This window comes from Paenibacillus sp. lzh-N1 (assembly GCF_002872435.1).
Classification (GTDB): Bacteria; Bacillota; Bacilli; order Paenibacillales; family Paenibacillaceae; genus Paenibacillus; species Paenibacillus polymyxa_C.
In genome coordinates this window covers 620308-637734 of sequence record NZ_CP025696.1, presented here as the reverse complement: position 1 = coordinate 637734, position 17427 = coordinate 620308, and the positions used below count along the sequence as shown (strand labels likewise).

Annotated in this window: 17 protein-coding genes; 14 read left to right on the top strand and 3 right to left on the bottom strand. The window is 44.2% G+C overall.

Annotation, left to right across the window (positions count from 1 at the left end; translation table 11 throughout):
- Window positions 1-15: 15 nt before the first annotated feature.
- Window positions 16-1323 (top strand): MFS transporter, encoded by a 1308-nt coding sequence (locus C0638_RS03005; protein ID WP_058711019.1) that lies wholly within the window; start codon window positions 16-18, stop codon window positions 1321-1323.
- A gap of 81 nt (window positions 1324-1404) precedes the next feature.
- Here the strand turns inward: C0638_RS03005 and C0638_RS03000 are convergent, their stop codons facing one another.
- The 3 genes from C0638_RS03000 to C0638_RS02990 are packed head-to-tail and all read right to left on the bottom strand — an operon-like array spanning window position 1405 to window position 3982.
- On the bottom strand, window positions 1405-2103 hold the full coding sequence (locus C0638_RS03000) for a DUF4097 family beta strand repeat-containing protein (protein ID WP_040102028.1): 699 nt from the start codon (window positions 2101-2103) through the stop codon (window positions 1405-1407).
- 35 nt (window positions 2104-2138) lie between these two features.
- Window positions 2139-3074 (bottom strand): ABC transporter permease, encoded by a 936-nt coding sequence (locus tag C0638_RS02995; protein WP_016821476.1) that lies wholly within the window; start codon window positions 3072-3074, stop codon window positions 2139-2141.
- Window positions 3071-3982: an ABC transporter ATP-binding protein gene (locus C0638_RS02990; RefSeq protein ID WP_058711020.1), complete on the bottom strand. Its 912-nt coding sequence runs from the start codon at window positions 3980-3982 to the stop codon at window positions 3071-3073. Before C0638_RS02990 ends, C0638_RS02995 begins: the two co-directional genes overlap by 4 nt.
- 146 nt (window positions 3983-4128) lie before the next feature.
- Between C0638_RS02990 and C0638_RS02985 the strand changes: the two genes are divergently transcribed.
- The 13 genes from C0638_RS02985 to C0638_RS02925 all read left to right on the top strand — a co-directional run bounded on the left by C0638_RS02985 (window position 4129) and on the right by C0638_RS02925 (window position 17359).
- Window positions 4129-5913, top strand: coding sequence for a hybrid sensor histidine kinase/response regulator transcription factor (locus C0638_RS02985; RefSeq protein ID WP_058711021.1), 1785 nt, complete (start codon window positions 4129-4131; stop codon window positions 5911-5913).
- Between the two features lie 494 nt (window positions 5914-6407).
- Window positions 6408-6854: a tellurite resistance TerB family protein gene (locus C0638_RS02980; protein ID WP_013369616.1), complete on the top strand. Its 447-nt coding sequence runs from the start codon at window positions 6408-6410 to the stop codon at window positions 6852-6854.
- A gap of 28 nt (window positions 6855-6882) precedes the next feature.
- Entirely contained in the window at window positions 6883-7476 is a 594-nt protein-coding gene (locus tag C0638_RS02975; protein WP_058711022.1) for a TerD family protein, read from the top strand.
- A 45-nt stretch (window positions 7477-7521) separates the two neighbouring features.
- Window positions 7522-8097 carry a TerD family protein gene (locus C0638_RS02970; RefSeq protein ID WP_013369618.1) on the top strand — a complete coding sequence of 192 codons (576 nt, stop codon included), beginning with the start codon at window positions 7522-7524 and terminating at the stop codon, window positions 8095-8097.
- 32 nt (window positions 8098-8129) lie between these two features.
- Complete coding sequence (locus tag C0638_RS02965) at window positions 8130-8711, top strand: TerD family protein (RefSeq protein ID WP_013369619.1); 582 nt, start codon at window positions 8130-8132, stop codon at window positions 8709-8711.
- A 102-nt stretch (window positions 8712-8813) separates the two neighbouring features.
- On the top strand, window positions 8814-10079 hold the full coding sequence (locus C0638_RS02960; protein WP_040102025.1) for a TerD family protein: 1266 nt from the start codon (window positions 8814-8816) through the stop codon (window positions 10077-10079).
- Between the two features lie 26 nt (window positions 10080-10105).
- The gene (locus C0638_RS02955) at window positions 10106-10840 is read left to right on the top strand and encodes a TerC family protein (RefSeq protein ID WP_013369621.1); all 735 of its coding nucleotides are present in this window, start codon (window positions 10106-10108) and stop codon (window positions 10838-10840) included.
- Between the two features lie 167 nt (window positions 10841-11007).
- Window positions 11008-12195 (top strand): HpcH/HpaI aldolase/citrate lyase family protein, encoded by a 1188-nt coding sequence (locus C0638_RS02950; protein WP_040102024.1) that lies wholly within the window; start codon window positions 11008-11010, stop codon window positions 12193-12195.
- A 52-nt stretch (window positions 12196-12247) separates the two neighbouring features.
- Window positions 12248-13591, top strand: a complete 1344-nt coding sequence (locus tag C0638_RS02945) for a phosphoribosyltransferase family protein (RefSeq protein ID WP_040103775.1) — start codon at window positions 12248-12250, stop codon at window positions 13589-13591.
- Window positions 13588-14739, top strand: a complete 1152-nt coding sequence (locus C0638_RS02940; RefSeq protein WP_058711023.1) for a cysteine protease StiP family protein — start codon at window positions 13588-13590, stop codon at window positions 14737-14739. Before C0638_RS02945 ends, C0638_RS02940 begins: the two co-directional genes overlap by 4 nt.
- A complete protein-coding gene (locus C0638_RS02935; RefSeq protein ID WP_025676159.1) occupies window positions 14736-15563 on the top strand; it encodes an HAD family hydrolase in 828 nt (275 codons plus the stop codon). Before C0638_RS02940 ends, C0638_RS02935 begins: the two co-directional genes overlap by 4 nt.
- Window positions 15564-15588: 25 nt before the next feature.
- The gene (locus tag C0638_RS02930; RefSeq protein ID WP_013369626.1) at window positions 15589-16620 is read left to right on the top strand and encodes an ATP-grasp domain-containing protein; all 1032 of its coding nucleotides are present in this window, start codon (window positions 15589-15591) and stop codon (window positions 16618-16620) included.
- A gap of 58 nt (window positions 16621-16678) precedes the next feature.
- Entirely contained in the window at window positions 16679-17359 is a 681-nt protein-coding gene (locus C0638_RS02925) for a hypothetical protein (protein ID WP_013369627.1), read from the top strand.
- Window positions 17360-17427 lie beyond the last annotated feature (68 nt).

Here is a 17427-nt window from a genome sequence, read left to right as displayed (position 1 = left end):
GAATAGGGGGATCTCATGAATCAGCCAAAGGAATTCTCGTTTTATGCTCGCCGGAATCTATTTATTTTTTCTGTGACCAGGCTTATATCCGAGCTAGGAAGTTCGATTTTTAAGTTTGCTTTAAGTCTATATATTTTGGACATCACCGGATCGGCCACTGTATTTTCAATGGTGTTAGGCTTGTCCATTCTGCCCGGAGTATTTGTCAATATTTTTGCAGGTGTAGTTATAGACCGGAGTAATAAGAAAAAAGTGCTTGTCATAACCGAAATATTAAGCGGCATAGCGCTACTAATCTTTTTACCCATTTTCTTGTTGGACTCAACCAATGTTATGTTGCTTGCTGTGTTTTCCGTTATATTAAGCTTAATTCAATCATTTACGTTCCTAACGCTGAATGCGTCAATTCCTAACTTAGTGGAAAGAGAAAAAGTTCATAGCGCAAACTCTTCCTATCAAAGCATAGGAGCAATCATAAATGTACTTGGCCCGATCCTGGGTGCAATTACTTATCGAGCTTGGGGCTTGGAAACGATTGTGATGATTAACGGAATAACATTTATTTCGGCTGGATTAATGCAACTATGGTTACAATTCAGAAAATCTGATGAACAAACGGTATCATCAAGTTATTTAGACAGCGTAAAAGACGTGTTTGCGTATATAAACAAGCAAAAAGCCATCATGTATTTACTGGTCATCTTTGTTGGCATCAATTTTATGCTCGCTCCGTTAATCCAGGTTGTACTGCCGTATGTGACTTATCAGGAACTTCAACTTTCAGCTCAGCAACTGTCTGTTATTCAAGGAGCCTGGTTCGTAGGAGTCATTGCAGGAGCCATTGTGGTTTCACGTCGGAAAGTACATCAATTTGTTATTACCAAAATATTTATCCTGTTTCAGCTTCAAGCCATCTTATTCTTGACATGGTGTTTCCCATTGTTGTTTCCCTCAACAGCAGGAAGCCTGATACAGATGACGTTCATCTTCATTATGATTTTGGCAGTCACCGGATTTTTTAATTCGATGAGCAATGTCCCCATGATATCTTATGTGCAACTATATACTCCAGAACATATCAGAGCCGGGGTGTTTGGTGTAATCAGCTCGATCACTATGCTAGCAACTCCGCTCGGAATCGGGTTGTACGGAATACTATTGGATAGAATCCATTGGGTATACCTTCCTCTAGCTTCAGGAATAGTTGCTCTGGTGATGGGTATCATGGCTCATAAGAACAAAGAATTACGTAACTTTTTCAGTCAAAATGCCGAACCAGTCCTTAATAGCGTAGGTGAAAAAGAACGGGTATCAGCATTATAAACTGAATTTCTGCTTATGATGTGATTGAAGGACCTGATGTTAATGGAAAGGCCAACTTAAGTTGGCCTTTTGGTCTTTCAGTTATTTTTTGCTTTGAGTTACTTTCCCCTTCACATCACCGATGCTTACTTTTCCATTGCCGCTCTGAATAATGACAACATCTTTTGCAACTTGATCAATATCCAGAGAGCCGTCACCTAACTCAATATATGCAGTACCCCCTATTTTATCTGCTTGAATATGTCCGTTTACATTCTCAATATTGACGTCGGATGAGCTATTTTGAATAGTAATTCCCCCATCTCTGTTGGTTAAATCAATGGCTCCACCGATTTCTTTAAGTGTGATATTACCATTCACATTTTCAATACTTACATCCGAGGCTAAATTCGTTACTTGAATATCTCCATCTCTATGCGGATGTTTAATTTCTAGTTTCATTTGTTCCGGAATGGTGAGCTTGACATCAACTGTTTGGGGACCTGTTGACATGAATTGGCCTTCGAAAAAAGTATTAAGCGTAGCTACACCATCTTTTCCCTCCAGACTTAATTTTAGCTTATCCATGTTGCTGCCATTAGCAACGACACTGGCTTGTATTTTATCTGTATTGTTTTTTCCGACAACTTCAATTTGACCGTTGCTATTATCTAAAACTAAGCTGGAAATACCGGCAGATGATAGTTCAAGTTCCTTGTTTAAAGATGTTGCAGGTTTGGATGAACAGGCCGCAGTTAACAGTAACATTGAGATCATCACTAAAGTAGTGAGCCATTTCATTTCAATCACTCCATTTCAGAATAGTTAGTATAGATTTAGATTACATCCCGTTTTGTAAAAATAGGATATGAAACGAGATGCATAGCGACCAGATGAAGTAGAAGAAGGAACAGTGAGAAGCCCAGGGTCATGCCTTCCACTGGTGTTGTTCCAAAAAAATAAGGATTGAGATCTGTGCTGGAAAACACAAAATATTTTGTCCAAGGCCATCCATTCATGGTGATACTCAAGACGAATCCTGCTATAGCTGCCAGCATAGAGAATACAATAGAAAATGTAACACTGCGAAATGCTGCAGAAATCATAAATGCAAATGTCAACACGATAACCATAAAAGGTATATTAAATAAAAACCCACCTAACAAGGCTTGAATCATATCTGCCTGCTGAATGGTTTGATCCTTGACGAATAAGTAGGGATCGCCGATCCCCTTAAAGCCAAACATTAAACCGCCGAAAAATATGGCAGCCAGAAAAGTGAGCAGAACCAAAAATATCCCAAACAAGAGAGTTGCAATATATTTAGAAAAATAAATTTTCGAGCGTGTAGCTGAACGTGTCAGTAAAAATTTGATTGTACCGGCAGAAAACTCAGAGGCAACAATATCGCCAGCCACGATAAGAGCTAAAAGAGAGATACCTACAATTAAATTTCTGGATTGACTCACTGTAAAACTCCAAGCATTGGATTGAGGAGCGATGTTATGGTCCAAATAATACTGATTCATCAAAATTTTTTCTGCTGCCATTTTTTTCTCAATGGGTAGAGCGTCTGACTTTGCTGCATCTCTCGTTAGCTTCGAATTTTCATGCTGTAAAAGTGTTTTCCAGCCTTCATTGTACTCAGTCATACCAGAACTTTTTAAATTGGCCATCTGGATTAATACATACAAAATAAGCAGTATGATGATAAACCAGGTGCGTTTACGCTTATAAATCTTCATGTTTTCATTGCGAATTAACTGAATCACTTTTCAATTCCCCCTGTGATTTCAATAAATTTATCCTCTAGTGTCTGTTTCGTGATCTGAACGCTGTATATGTTCACCCCCGTATCCATAAGTTTTTTTGTAATACCCGGAATTTGATCCTTTGTAATGTCAACTTGTAGAGTTTGTTGATCTGCAATAATTTCTTTCCCCGCCAGCATGGACTGGAATACCGGAAGAGCCAATTCGGGTCTATCTACTTCAAACCGAACAGGAGCAAGCCGATTATCCATCATCTCAGCTACATTATGGATACCAATCAGTTTTCCCTTATTTAAAATCGCTACCTGATCACACATCAGTTCCATTTCAGCCATAAGATGGCTAGAAATAAGAACACCAACGCCTTCTTTTTGAGACAGATTGATTAAATGTTCCCGAAGCTCTCTTATTCCTGCTGGGTCTAAACCATTGGTAGGCTCGTCAAGCACAAGTAAGGAAGGTTTATGGGCCAGTACAACGGCTAATCCCAGTCGCTGCTTCATGCCAAGAGAATAAGTTCCCACTTTCTTATCAATGCTGTCCTCAAGTCCAACGAGCGAGATTACTTCCTGAATACGTTCCGAAGAAACCCCTGGAGACATTCTTGAGAAATGAATCAGATTGTCATAGCCGGATAGATATTTGTACAGATCTGGATTTTCGACGATAACCCCTACATGTCTCATTGCCTTTTCGAAGGAGCGATCGATATCTTGGCCGTGGATAAATACCTGGCCTCCTGATTTTGAACTTAAACCTACGATCATTCGAATAGTGGTCGTCTTGCCCGCTCCATTTGGGCCAACAAGACCCATGATTTCTCCCGCCTTCACATCCAAGGATAATCCTTCAACAATGGTTCTCCTCCCAATCTTTTTACTTAAATTACGAATCTGTAATAGTGACAACAACGATTCCCTCCTCGCCAGCAGTTTGATTGTCTATAAAGTATCAGGAGTGCAGTCATACTCCCTAGTGACAAAATGTCATGACCTTGTTATGATGTGAAAAGATTGAAAAAATTACCTTAATTTAAGAAGAATGGGGTACTTACATGTTTGGATGCAATATGCGCTGGTCTTGGCAGGAATGGATTGTTGCTGTATTCCGAATCTTGTGGTTGATTTGCTTTGTTTTGCTATCGTATCAAGACCGCCCATCTTTCCCTTTCACTGTTGTATTTATCACTGTTCTCGTTTGCTATTCACTACCTTTGTTCATTGATCGAAGCCATTATCTCTGGTATTTGTTGGCTGAAGTATTTCTAGTGGGTGGAATTTCTTTGCTATTTGCTCATCAATATGAGCTTGTCCGGCTATTTTTGCCAGCTGTTTTTACGATTGCGTTTTATAGCCGCGGCCGTTCACATGCGGTAACTTTTCCTCTTGCGTTGTTGATGTTTTGTCTGGGAGGAAGAGGGGCGTTTCATTGGACGATAGAGGACGTATTCCAGAACCTAGTGGATGCTTCGTTTGTATACGGTATTGGTTTCGGATTACAAATGGCATTTCGTTCTATAGATCGGATCAAACAAAAACTCGAATTAATAAAAAAGCAGTATCAGACTCTTGAGCAGTATTCAACTCAGGTTGAACAGATGACACTATTGGAAGAAAGATATCGCATGTCACGCGAGCTTCATGACTCGATTGGTCATACATTCACTTCCATTATCTTAAGTATGGAAACATTACGTCCTTATATCTCTTCTGAAGAGGGGATTGAAAGATTGCAATCTGTTCTTCAACTTGGTCGAATAGGGCTCGAAGATATCCGAAAGCAAGTTCATCAGATGGACCCTATGGAGGAAGATCCCTCTTTGGATTTATCCTTGCTCAATATAATTAATGAATTCAAAAAAAATACTGCCATTCGTGTTGTGTTCAGAACGATGGGGGAGCCGCTTCCTGTACTAAAACAGTCAAAACTGACCTTGTACCGCTGTTTACAAGAATTATTGACTAATGCCAGCCGACATGGGCATGCCAATTCTATTCAGGTGCTTCTTCACTACGACCATAACCAGATCATTTTGCAGGTGCAGGACAATGGGAAGGGAAGTGACGAAATTAAGTTCGGGTTTGGTCTTTCAGGAATGAAAGAGCGGCTTTCGTCCCTTCAAGGCAAGCTATACCTTCATTCCAAAGAAGGCGAAGGAACGATTGTGACCTGTTCTATACCATTACTTCAGGATACAGATGTTAGTAATCCAAAGATCAAGGTATTGCTGGTGGATGATCAATTACTCATTCGGGACAGTTTAGGCCTGTTGCTCAAAAACGAACCTGATTTTCGAATTCAAACGGCAGAAGACGGAGACGTTGCTGTAGATCGATGTGCCAGCGATCCGCCAGACGTTGTATTAATGGATGTACATATGCCCCAGATGGACGGTATTACTGCGACGAAGTTAATTAAAGAAAGCTGGCCTAACATACGTGTAATTATGATCACAACCTTTGATGACATTTCGTATGCTACGAAATCACTTGCTTTGGGTGCTGAAGGTTATGTACTAAAAACAATTGATCCAAGAGAGCTGGCTAATACGATACGGCTAGTGCATCACGGAGGAACGATGATAACCCAAGAAGTAGCAGGTACACTGTTTCAGCAAATGACGGGGACGATGAAGAATCCTTATGGACTGACAGAGCGGGAGTTGGAAATTCTACATTGTTTAACTGAAGGACACCGTTACAAAGCAATTGCAAGCAAGGTTCACTTGTCTGAAGGAACTGTTCGAAACTACATTTCGACCATTTACTCAAAAATGCAAGTGCAGAGTCGTGACGAAGCAATTGAAAAAGCTAAAACAGAGTTGCTTACAGACTCTTAATAAAAGCAAGATATGTAGACACCAGCATATGTCACTTGTTTAAACAACGTGAAAGAGATATCCTGCATTAGACAGAGTTTTTCAGCTTCGGAATTAAAAGAGTAGCTATAGTACCACCGAACCTAATAGATTGAAGTGAAAATAGCGTCGTCCTAAATTTGGTCGACGCTATTTTTGTATGCTGTTGATCCGCAAGTATGCGCAACGTTTACCTTAGCAAAACCGTATATGTAGAACAGCAATTGTATTTTGTTGCATATCCATAGAAGTCTAGCATTCTACAAACTTGCAATTGCACTATCTAATGGGGGATAATGGAAGGGATACTTTCGACAGAAAATAGGGCTAAAGATAGAGAGGATACCTATAAAAGGTAGATCAGATTTACCGCATTTTTGTATATTATTGTAGAATAAGATCGTAATTCAGGTTATAGTAAAGGAAGAAATTAACTAGGATAGATTATACCCAAATACGTAATTGTGGAGGGAAATATGAGTACATTTAAAAATTGGTTGAATACAACTAAAAAAGGACTTGGAGACCAGGTTAAGAAATTTAAGAATAAAGATTTTATGGAAGCTGTTGTTGCAGGTTGTGCATTAGTAGCATTTGCCGACGGTACTATTAGTCCGGAAGAGAAAACAAAAATGGCCGGATACATAAATATTAGTGAAGAATTGAAAGTGTTTGATATGGGTGAGGTCATCAACCGTTTCAATCACTATGTAGCGAACTTTGAATTTTCACCTGAAATCGGCAAACAGGAAGCATTGAAAGCGATTGGTAAATTGAAAGGCAAGCCTGAAGTAGGTCGACTTGTCGTCGGCGTATGCAGTGCAATTGGTGCAGCTGACGGTGACTTTGATGCCAATGAGCAACGGATTGTTGCTGAGATTTGTGGCGCTCTTGGTTTGAACCCATCTGAATTTAGTCTGTAAATTTTACGGAAGGGAGGTGTGTTAATCAGTGGCTGTAATTAATCTGGTCAAGGGCCAGAAAATTGATTTAACCAAGGGAAACACAGGACTAACCAAGGTTATAGCCGGATTGGGATGGGACCCAGTGCAGTCCAAAGGATTTTTTGGCTTCAAGAAGCAACCCAATATTGATTGTGATGCTTCTGCCATTTTGCTGGATGCTAACGGGAAACTAACTCAGTCTGACAATGTAGTATGCTTCCATAATAAAAAAAGCCCGTGCGGCTCAGTCGTGCATTCCGGTGATAATCTGACCGGACAAGGTGACGGCGATGATGAACAAATTATGATTGACCTGGCACGGATTCCGGCCAATGTCGATAAAGTGCTTGTTGTTGTGAATATATATGATTGCGTAAACCGGAAACAGGATTTCGGCATGATCGAGAAAGCGTATATCCGCATTCTGGACGGTGCCAACTCCAAGGAACTGGTGACGTTTAATTTATCTGATACTTTTGAGGGAATGACTGCGCTGATCTGCGGGGAGCTCTATCGCCACAATGACGAATGGAAGTTTGCTGCAATCGGTGCAGGCACCCATGCCGTACATATTGATGTGCTGGCTGAGCGTTACATGTAATTTAGGTTGCTCATACAAAACTAATGAGAAACGGGGTACTTACTCATGGCAATTAACTTATCTAAAGGTCAAAAAATTGATTTGACGAAAACAAACCCAGGTTTGTCCAAAATTATGGTTGGTCTCGGCTGGGACACCAATAAGTACGATGGTGGTAAGGATTTTGACTTGGACGTATCCGTATTTCTGGCGAATGCGGACGGCAAAGTAGAAACGGAAAAGAACTTCGTTTTCTTTAATAATCCACAAAACGAGAACGGTTCTGTCGTTCATACCGGAGATAACCGCACAGGTGAAGGTGACGGAGATGACGAGCAAATTAAAGTTGATCTGAGCAATGTACCTGCTAACGTAGAAAAGATCGCTTTTACGATTACGATCTATGATGCACAAGAACGCAGCCAAAACTTTGGACAAGTGTCCCGTGCTTATGCGCGTATTGTAAATGAAGCAAACAACGAAGAATTGGTTCGCTTTGATTTGGGAGAAGATTTCTCGATCGAAACAGGCGTTGTGGTAGGCGAGCTGTATCGCCATAGCGGTGAGTGGAAGTTCAATGCCATTGGTAGCGGCTACCAGGATGGTCTTGCAGGGTTGACACGCGATTACGGCTTAGCTTAAAAAAATCTACACGAAGAAGGCAGGTACGCAGTATGACGATTAGTCTTTCGAAAGGACAACGGATTGATCTGACCAAAACAAATCCAGGCTTGACTCGTGTGGTCGTAGGTCTTGGCTGGGATACCAATAAATACAGTGGCGGCGCTGAATTTGACTTGGATGCTTCGGCTTTCCTGCTATATGAGGACGGTAAAGCGAAGGCAGCTGACGATTTTGTATTCTACAATAACCCGACAGGTGGTGCGGGTGCTGTTACTCATACAGGCGATAATCGCACAGGTGAGGGCGACGGGGATGACGAGCAAATTATTATTGATTTTGCAAAGATTCCTGCAAACATCCATCGTATCGGTATTACAGTTACGATTTATGACTATGAGGCCCGTGCGCAAAACTTTGGACAAGTGTCCAATGCTTTTGTACGGGTGGTAGATGCGGCAACGGATCGTGAAGTGTTGCGCTACGATTTGGGAGAAGATTTCTCCACCGAAACAGCTGTGGTATTCTGTGAATTTTACCGTCACAATGCGGACTGGAAATTCCAGGCTATCGGTAGTGGCTTTGCTGGTGGATTGGGTGCGCTTGCTAAAAACTATGGCTTGGACGCTCAATAATATCCACTTGGGGTGGTGTCCAAAGGGGCGCTACCCCTTTCTTTTTAAGCCATTGAAGAACGTACGCTGAACACGACAAACGGACAGAAAGGTGACACAATCATGGCTGTTATCGTAGTAAAAGGACAGAAGGTGGATTTGACCAAAACGAATCCGGGCCTGAGCCATGTCAACATAGGGATCGGTTGGGAGTCCTCAGCGGCTCTGGAACTCGATACTTCTGCATTTTTGTTAGGCCCTGGAGGGAAGGTATCGGGCGATGAGGATCTGATCTTCTACAATAATCCGACCACACCCTTTATCACCTATTCAGATGGACAACAGTTTGGTGACAAGAAACAGTTTTCGCTGGAGCTAACCAGAATACCTTCCCATATCGAGAAGATTGCGTTTACGCTGACCATTTATGATGCGGATCAGAAACGGCAAAATTTTGGACAGGTTCAAGGCGGATTTATACGTTTTGTTCATCCGGTTAATGGAGAGGTTTTACGATTTAATTTGGATAGTGGCTTTACAGTCGAGACGGCCATTGTGATAGGCGAGCTGTACCGCCATAACGGTGAATGGAAGTTTAACGCGATAGGCGCAGGCTTTTCCGGTGGATTGGATGCGTTGTGTGAAAATTTCGGCATTGAAGTGGAAAATAATCCGGCTCCTCCGGCGCCAGGGCCTACACCACCTCCAGCGCCTCGGCCAGCACCAACACCGCCACCTGCACCTCCTGTTCCAAAGCCAGAGCCATCTGCAACTCCGGTGAATCTGAATCTGCGGAAAATTGAGCTGAAGAAAAAGGGCGACACCATTAACCTGAAAAAAGGCTCAGGCGGATTAGGTGAAATCCTAATCAATCTGAACTGGAATCAGGTACAGCAGAGTAAGGGCTTTTTCAGTCGTGGCTCCAAGGGTGTCGATCTGGACCTGGGCTGCTTGTATGAGATGAAGAACGGGGATAAAGGTGTCGTTCAGGCGCTTGGGGAAGTTTTCGGTTCTCTGAATCGCTTCCCGTACATTGCTCTGGATGGTGACGACCGTACAGGCTCTGTGAAAACAGGGGAGAATCTTCGTATTAACGGTGCCAAAATTTCTGAAATTAAGCGAATTTTGGTGTTTACCTTCATTTATGAAGGAGTCACGAACTGGTCACAAGCAGACGGGGTAGTCACGCTGTACCAGAAGGACGGGCCAGACATTATCGTTCATATGAATGAACATGACAATCGCAAAGGGATGTGTGCGATTGCAATGATCCAAAATGTGAACGATGAAACGTTTAGTATTGAGAGACTCGTACAGTTTTATGGCGGTCATCGTGAAATGGATCAGGCATATAACTGGGGCATGCGCTGGACGCAGGGGAGTAAATAAATTGAATTATCGGAGGCACTCTTTTCATGTTGAATGATTTATTTAAAAATATCAGCGAGAACTACGGCCATTTCTTTTCATGGAGTGATGTGGTAGGTACGCTTACTGACCCGGTGAGTTGGGGGATTATTGGAACTCTCATTTTGCTGGAAGGTCTTTTGTCGGCGGATAACGCCTTGGTTCTCGCAGTTATGGTTAAGCATTTACCGAAGGAGCAGCAAAAGAGAGCCTTATTTTACGGGATTTTAGGTGCGTATATTTTCAGATTCCTGGCCATCGGCTTGGGTACATTCCTGATTAAGTTCACGCTGATTAAGGTACTGGGTGCGGCTTATCTGCTCTATATCGCTTATAAGGGCTTATTCAAGTCCGAGGGTGATGGAGAAGTGAAAAACAAACCTACTTCTTTCTGGAAAACCGTATTAATGGTCGAACTGATGGATATTGCCTTCAGTATTGACAGCGTTATTGCCGCTTTTGGTGTGAGCGAGAAAGTATGGGTTCTGTTCCTGGGTGGTATACTCGGCGTTCTGATGATGCGTGGTGTTGCACAAGTGTTCCTCAAGCTCATTGATAAATTTCCGGAACTGGAACAGACAGCCTTTATTATGATCGCCATTATCGGGGGTAAAATGCTGGCTGCTGCTTTTGGCTTTCACATGTCGCAAGTATTATTCTTCGGCATTTTGATTGCCGTCTTTGTAGGCACAATGATTCTTAGCTCGGCGAAAAGAAAGAAAAAGGCCGACAAAGAGGCTTAATGTACAAAGTATAGCGAAATCCCTCCTGAAACTAAGGGGGGATTTCTTTTATACCCGAGGCACAGGGCTTCAGTCAGGCAAGAAAGAGCAAGAGGAGGGGAAGGGCCCTGAAATATTTTAATGATTTAACCTCTGAGGAAGTAGAAGCGATCTTTTGTACTCCACCGATGGAGTTTCATAACCGTTCACCCAAAAGTATATTGGCTTATGCCATAGGAGCGGCTTTGTACATGCCGGCGACTCGCTTGGAAGTAGCGGAAGAGATCAAGAATGGAAAGCATGAAGGACTAACAACGGTCATTCTGGATTTGGAGGATGCTATAGGGGATCAGCAGGTCGGACAGGCTGAAGAATCGCTGGCACAGCAACTACTTCAACTATTGTCCTATGTACGGACAGGGATGATGAGTGAACAGCAATTACCTTTGCTGTTTGTACGTGTGCGATCTGTGGAACAGCTGGAACGACTGCTGAACAGTTTGGGAGAAACCCTGGAGCTGCTTACGGGCTTTGTCCTCCCCAAGTTCTCCTCTGATAATGGACGGGCGTATTTTGCACTCATTGCTGAATATAACCGGACTATGCATACAGGGGCAGGAGACGCAAGCCGCACGCCTGTGTTGTATGGATTGCCGATTCTTGAAAGCTCTAAAATTATTTATCGGGAAACCCGTTGGAAAGAGCTGCTGGCGATTAAAGAAATTTTGGACGAGGTTCAGGAATATGTGCTGAATGTACGAATTGGGGCTACTGATTTCTCCAGTCTGTATGGGCTGAGACGCAGCCCGGATATTACGATTTATGAGATTGCCGTCATTCGGGACTGCATCGCAGATATTATTAACTTGTTCGGACGCGTGGACTCGGACTATGTCATTTCCGGTCCTGTATGGGAATATTTCTCTCACCGGGAACGTATCTTTAAACCTCAATTAAGAGTGTCGCCTTTTGAAGACGCATTTGGGAAGCCGGGGCGCTACTTGCGAATGGACTTCATCTCAGATGCAGTGGATGGGCTGATTCGCGAAGTTATGATGGATAAAGAGAATGGGATTATTGGCAAAACGATTATTCATCCGTCCCACATTAAGCCGGTACAGGCCATGTATGCGGTGACCCATGAAGAGTATATGGATGCACTTGAGATTGTTGAACGTAACGACGGTAGTCTGGGTGTATTCAAGAGCACCTATGCCAACAAAATGAATGAAATTAAGCCTCATTTGAATTGGGCTTATCGTATTATAAATAGATCTAAAGTATACGGGGTGTTACATGAACAACAACATTTTGTCAGTCTCTTACCCAACCACGAAAACACATCTGCTGCCAATTCTGGAGCAGTTCAGCGTTAAAATTACGGAGACTCATAATCCATTCCGTCTTCCTGTGGACAAGCTGTTTGCGATGGCGGCACGGGTCAACAAAAAGCGTTCGTTTTTGTTTGTCAGCAAGGTGCTGGGCAAGCATATTCCGGTAAATCCATACACCTCTCTGTTAAGTGGGGCAGCACTGGCAATCCTGCTATATAAAGAGCTTGTCCCACAGTCAGGACAACAGATGGATAAACTGATTAGAGAGGCCGTGAGAGGACTTCTTGATTCGAATTATGCGAAAGAGGCCTATGAAAAGCTGATGGATGAACGTTTGTCTTTTGCTTTTCCAGAGCCAATCAAGTTTGTAGGTTTTGCCGAGACGGCTACAGCACTGGGGCACAGCATGTATCGGTTATTTGATGACGGTGCTACATATATTCATACGACACGCGAGGATATTCCGGGCCTTCGGCCTATTATTCGGTTTGAAGAAGAGCATTCGCACGCTGTTGATCATCGTTGTTATGCACTGAATGAGGATGCTTTTGCCGGAGATGGACCCATTGTGCTGGTAGATGATGAGATTACGACAGGAAAAACAACGCTTAATATTATACGGGATATTCAGGAGCATTTTCCGCGCAAACAATATGTGATAGCTTCGTTATTGGACTGGCGGACAGACAGCGATGAGCAGGCTTTTGCCGATCTGGAAGCAGAGCTAGGTATTAGGATTACACCTCTAAGTTTACTCAAAGGAAAGATAGAAATACAGGGAGCACCGATACTGGACCACACAGAATATGCCGGACAGACTGGAAACGCTGAGCATGCAGCCACTAGCACCATAGAGATTAACAAAGATTTTTCAGTAGTTGACCACTGTCTTGAAAAGGATGCTTCCGCTTTTGAGCGAGTATCACATAGCTCCCTATCAACCGACGGGTATGCCAATACAACTCCTTATCTTAAATATACAGGTCGTTTTGGTCTACAATCCGCTGATAACCCAGCGCTGGATGCAGAAATCACGCGTACAGCTGAACGACTGAACCAACTTCGTTCAGGGCAACGCACACTGGTAATGGGTACGGGTGAATTCATGTACATTCCTATGCGCATTGCTGCGGAGTTAGGCCCGGATGTTTATTACCAATCGACGACACGCAGCCCGGTGTATCCCCACCGGGAAGAAGAGTATGGCGTCGCTTGTGGTGTGACCTATCCCTCGCCTGAGGACAGTACGGTACGCAATTTTATTTATAATGTAGAGCCCGGTCAGTATGACGAAATATTCGTTTTGCTGGAAAGAGAGTCGGACCCAGAGCGAATGAAGCCCATGCTGGATGCATTAAGCGGTCTGGGCTGTGATAAAGTGCATGTCGTTTATTTTAACAGTTTAACTAAGCAGGAGAGTAAAGGAGCGCGGATATGAAGCAAGCACTCATGGAGCAAATACAGCAGAAGAACATTCATCCGCCCGTACCGCTAGGCAGTTATCCTGCCTCGGATGTCACTTTTTTATTGAAGGATTTGAGCCGGGTTGCGTTGGAAAAAGGGACAGAGGATCGGGAAGAGGCGATACAGTCTGGAGTCCATTATTCAGAAATGCTGCCTGTGGAATACCAGCCCACAGCAGAGTATATTGGATTGTTTCACGAAACGCTTGCCCAATCTGCCCAAAAGGTTGCATTAGCGGCAGCTTCTGTGGCTGAGATGATTGTGAGAAAAAGAGGTCTGAACACGGCGATTGTTTCTCTTGCCAGAGCGGGAACGCCCATTGGCATCCTGATCAAGCGTTATATTGACTGGAAGTATGGCGTATCCTTGCCGCATTACAGTATTTCTATTATTCGTGGCAAAGGTATTGACCGGAATGCTATTTTGTACATTCTACAGCAGCATGGACTGGGGATTGAACTTCAGTTTGTCGATGGCTGGACGGGGAAAGGCGCCATTCGTCAGGTGTTGATCGAGGCCTGCCGTGAAATGAATGCAGATTACGGGCTGCGCCTAAATGATGATCTGGCGGTGCTAGCCGATCCGGGCAGCTGTTCGGAGACCTTTGGTACACGAGAAGATTATTTGATCCCGAGCGCTTGTCTGAATTCAACGGTATCAGGACTGATGAGCCGGACGGTACTTCGGGACGATCTGATAGGTGCGGACGATTTTCATGGGGCTAAATTTTATGAATCCTGGCGTTCAGTGGATCAATCCAATACGTTTGTGGATACAGTATCCGGTTACTTTCAATCCGTGGCTGAAACGGCGGTTGCACATGCGGAACAGATGACATTGAATCCGCCTGTCGTGACGTGGCAGGGCTTACGGGATATTGAGGCGATTCAGCAAGCATTTGGTATTCGGGATATCAATCTGGTCAAGCCGGGAGTAGGAGAGACGACTCGCGTATTGCTCCGCAGGGTGCCGTGGAAAATTCTGATTGACCGTGAAGATAATCCGAATCTTCAGCATATTATGCTGCTGGCCAAGGATCGTGGAGTGCCTGTAGAGGTATTTAAAGGATTGACCTATTCCTGTTGCGGGATCATCAAGCCGCTTAAAGGGGGACAAGAATGATCTACGCAAGTGATCTGGATCAGACACTGATTTATTCCAAACGTTCGCTTGGCGTGCCACTGGAGTCCTCTGGTCTGCTGCCTGCGGAACAGATCGAAGGGGCGACGTCGGCCTTTATTTCTGCACAAGCTTTGCAATGGCTCAAGACACTACCGGCAGATGTCATGTTTATGCCTGTGACGACTCGGACCATGGAACAGTATAGACGAATCACCGTGTTTCAGACGGAGCTGGTTCCCGCATATGCCGTGACGAGTAACGGCGGAAACATCATCGTCGGAGGCGAGGTGGACCGAGAGTGGAATCGGCGTATTCACGAACAAGTACGCCGCGATGGTGCTCATGCGGAAGAAGCACGTCAGGTGTTCGGACAGGTGCTGCATGAGGACTGGGTCGTAAGCGAACGTTTTTGCGATGAACTATTTTATGCTTTCGTGATTGAAAGGGACCGTATGCCGCTGGAACAGGTGCTGGAGAAGGCGCGGATGATGCATGAAATGGGCTGGGAGGTATCCATTCAAGGCCGTAAAGTATATCTGGTGCCTGCGGCCGTGAATAAACAGACAGCTGTGGAGCATATCCGTAACCTTACCAATGGGGGAGCTGTGGTTGCATCCGGTGACTCTTTACTGGACCGTTGTCTGCTGGATTATGCCGACTATGCGATTGCCCCGCGTCATGGTGAATTGTATCGGGAACAGCTGCGGGATAAGCTAGAGGTCAACTACCGATTTACGGAAGTGTCGGGGGTTTATGCAGCAGATGAAATTATGGAATATGTCTATGAAGTGCACGGGAGCATATCAGCGGCTCGTACTTCATGATTAAAATAGTAGGGGACGTGGCGCTGTGAAGAAGGTCAAAGTGTATTTTAACCGCTGGTTTTCGGTGGTGTATCATTATATGAACGCTATTCGTAACAATGAGGACGGTATTCCGTTCGAGATCTATGCCACACATTCGGACCCGCAGCACATGGCACTACAGGCCAGTGATGTAGCTGAAGTAGAGCCGCGCACGAGCGGTGTCGAGTATGCACAGTTTTGTGCTGATTTTTGCAGGCGACATGAAATTGATGTCTTTATTCCACGGTGGAATATGCTCGATATTAGCAAGCATCTTTATTTGTTCGACGATATTGGTACAGAAGTAATGGTGTGCCGGGATACCGAACTGCTGGAGCAATTGATGGAGAAGGACCTATTTTATGAATCCATTCGTCAAAAAGATATTGTCACCATTCCCGATTATGCCATTGCCAGTAATGCCGAGCAGTTTAGACAGGCGTATGAGTCATTAATAGCGCTTGGGCACAAGGTATGCTTCAAGCCATGTAATGCAGAAGGCGGAATGGGCTTTCGTATCATCGATAATGAACGCAATCCACTGGAGGAACTGTTCGGTCATGCGCTGAATCATATTTCGTTCGAGGAGGCCTATCGCGTATTGTCTTCCACAGAGACGTTTCCCAATTTGATGGTGATGGAACTGCTGGAGGGATACGAATACAGTATCGACTGCTTGGCTGACCGAAAGGGAAAATTGTTAGCAGCAGTTCCGCGTAGGAAGGCAGGAGGGCGATTACGGCTACTGGAGCAGCATTCTGAACTGTTGAAGGTGGCAGAGAAGGTCGCTGAGGCGTATCACATTCCGTACAATTATAACATTCAAGTGAAATATAACGGCGAGCGGGCTAAGCTATTAGAGATCAATCCACGGATGTCGGGAGGTCTTCATGTATCATGCTTGTCAGGTATCAATTTCCCTTACCTGGCGGTGAAATCGGCTTTGGGTCATGAAATCGGTTCACTACACCCGCAATACGACATTCTAGCTAGTCATATCGAGCAGCCGATCACGATACGCCAATCCTTACATTGACATAGGCAAATATTGTTTTCTACAATATGGTAAGGGTTTACGTCAGGAGGTACAAGCTATGACTTCTAAAATGTGGGGTGCCACGATTGCTGTGGTCAGCTACCTGATTGCGCTTTTACTAAGTTCTTGGTTGCCGTTGTTTGTGTGTTTGGCGATTCCGATCATTGGTCTGGGAGGATATAGCCTTATCATGGCTGTTCGCCATCCTCGACCTAATCTGACTGGTTCCGTGATTCCGGTGGTGCAGGAGCAGGTCGGTGAGACACAGCAGCATGAAAAGGAAGATGCCGTTCGACCGGAGTCTATAACAGGACAAGTACGTCAACCAGGTCAGGTGAGCAGTGAATTTGCTCAGGTGATGGAGTATTTGGAGGTACTGGAGGATATGGTGATCTCCGAGGGACAGAAAGATGCGCTAGATAACGAGATTGTCGAGAAGGCGCTGGCTCTATTTGCACGTTTGCAGCGGGTCATCCCGCTTTTGCATGAATTGAACAACAGTGAAGTGAATCACACGGTTCGGAGATTGATTTTGAAGGACTTGAACGGACTGATTAACCCATTTCTTCGGCTTAGTGGCGATGCGAAACGGACCAACCGGAGGACGCTACTAAACGGATTGCGAGATGTGGATAGCAAAATATCTGTGATTGTATCCACGGTGGAGCATAAGGATCTGATGGAATTACAGAGCAAAGCAGAGCTTATTCACCAGCGATACAGCAGTTCCGAACTGTAGGTTACTTTAAAGAATAAAAATCAGCAGCATAGCTGCTCTGAACAATAACTATTAGCTCTCAGCAACAG

Excerpts from the sequence above, each read along its gene's own strand:
- C0638_RS02985 (WP_058711021.1), top strand. The coding sequence starts at position 4,129 with ATGTTTGGATGCAATATGCGCTGGTCTTGGCAGGAATGGATTGTTGCT.
- C0638_RS02980 (WP_013369616.1), top strand. The coding sequence starts at position 6,408 with ATGAGTACATTTAAAAATTGGTTGAATACAACTAAAAAAGGACTTGGA.
- C0638_RS03000 (WP_040102028.1), bottom strand. The coding sequence starts at position 2,103 with ATGAAATGGCTCACTACTTTAGTGATGATCTCAATGTTACTGTTAACT.
- C0638_RS02945 (WP_040103775.1), top strand. The coding sequence starts at position 12,248 with ATGGCGGCACGGGTCAACAAAAAGCGTTCGTTTTTGTTTGTCAGCAAG.
- C0638_RS02965 (WP_013369619.1), top strand. The coding sequence starts at position 8,130 with ATGACGATTAGTCTTTCGAAAGGACAACGGATTGATCTGACCAAAACA.
- C0638_RS02970 (WP_013369618.1), top strand. The coding sequence starts at position 7,522 with ATGGCAATTAACTTATCTAAAGGTCAAAAAATTGATTTGACGAAAACA.
- C0638_RS03005 (WP_058711019.1), top strand. The coding sequence starts at position 16 with ATGAATCAGCCAAAGGAATTCTCGTTTTATGCTCGCCGGAATCTATTT.
- C0638_RS02960 (WP_040102025.1), top strand. The coding sequence starts at position 8,814 with ATGGCTGTTATCGTAGTAAAAGGACAGAAGGTGGATTTGACCAAAACG.
- C0638_RS02935 (WP_025676159.1), top strand. The coding sequence starts at position 14,736 with ATGATCTACGCAAGTGATCTGGATCAGACACTGATTTATTCCAAACGT.
- C0638_RS02955 (WP_013369621.1), top strand. The coding sequence starts at position 10,106 with ATGTTGAATGATTTATTTAAAAATATCAGCGAGAACTACGGCCATTTC.
- C0638_RS02940 (WP_058711023.1), top strand. The coding sequence starts at position 13,588 with ATGAAGCAAGCACTCATGGAGCAAATACAGCAGAAGAACATTCATCCG.
- C0638_RS02950 (WP_040102024.1), top strand. The coding sequence starts at position 11,008 with ATGGAGTTTCATAACCGTTCACCCAAAAGTATATTGGCTTATGCCATA.
- C0638_RS02925 (WP_013369627.1), top strand. The coding sequence starts at position 16,679 with ATGACTTCTAAAATGTGGGGTGCCACGATTGCTGTGGTCAGCTACCTG.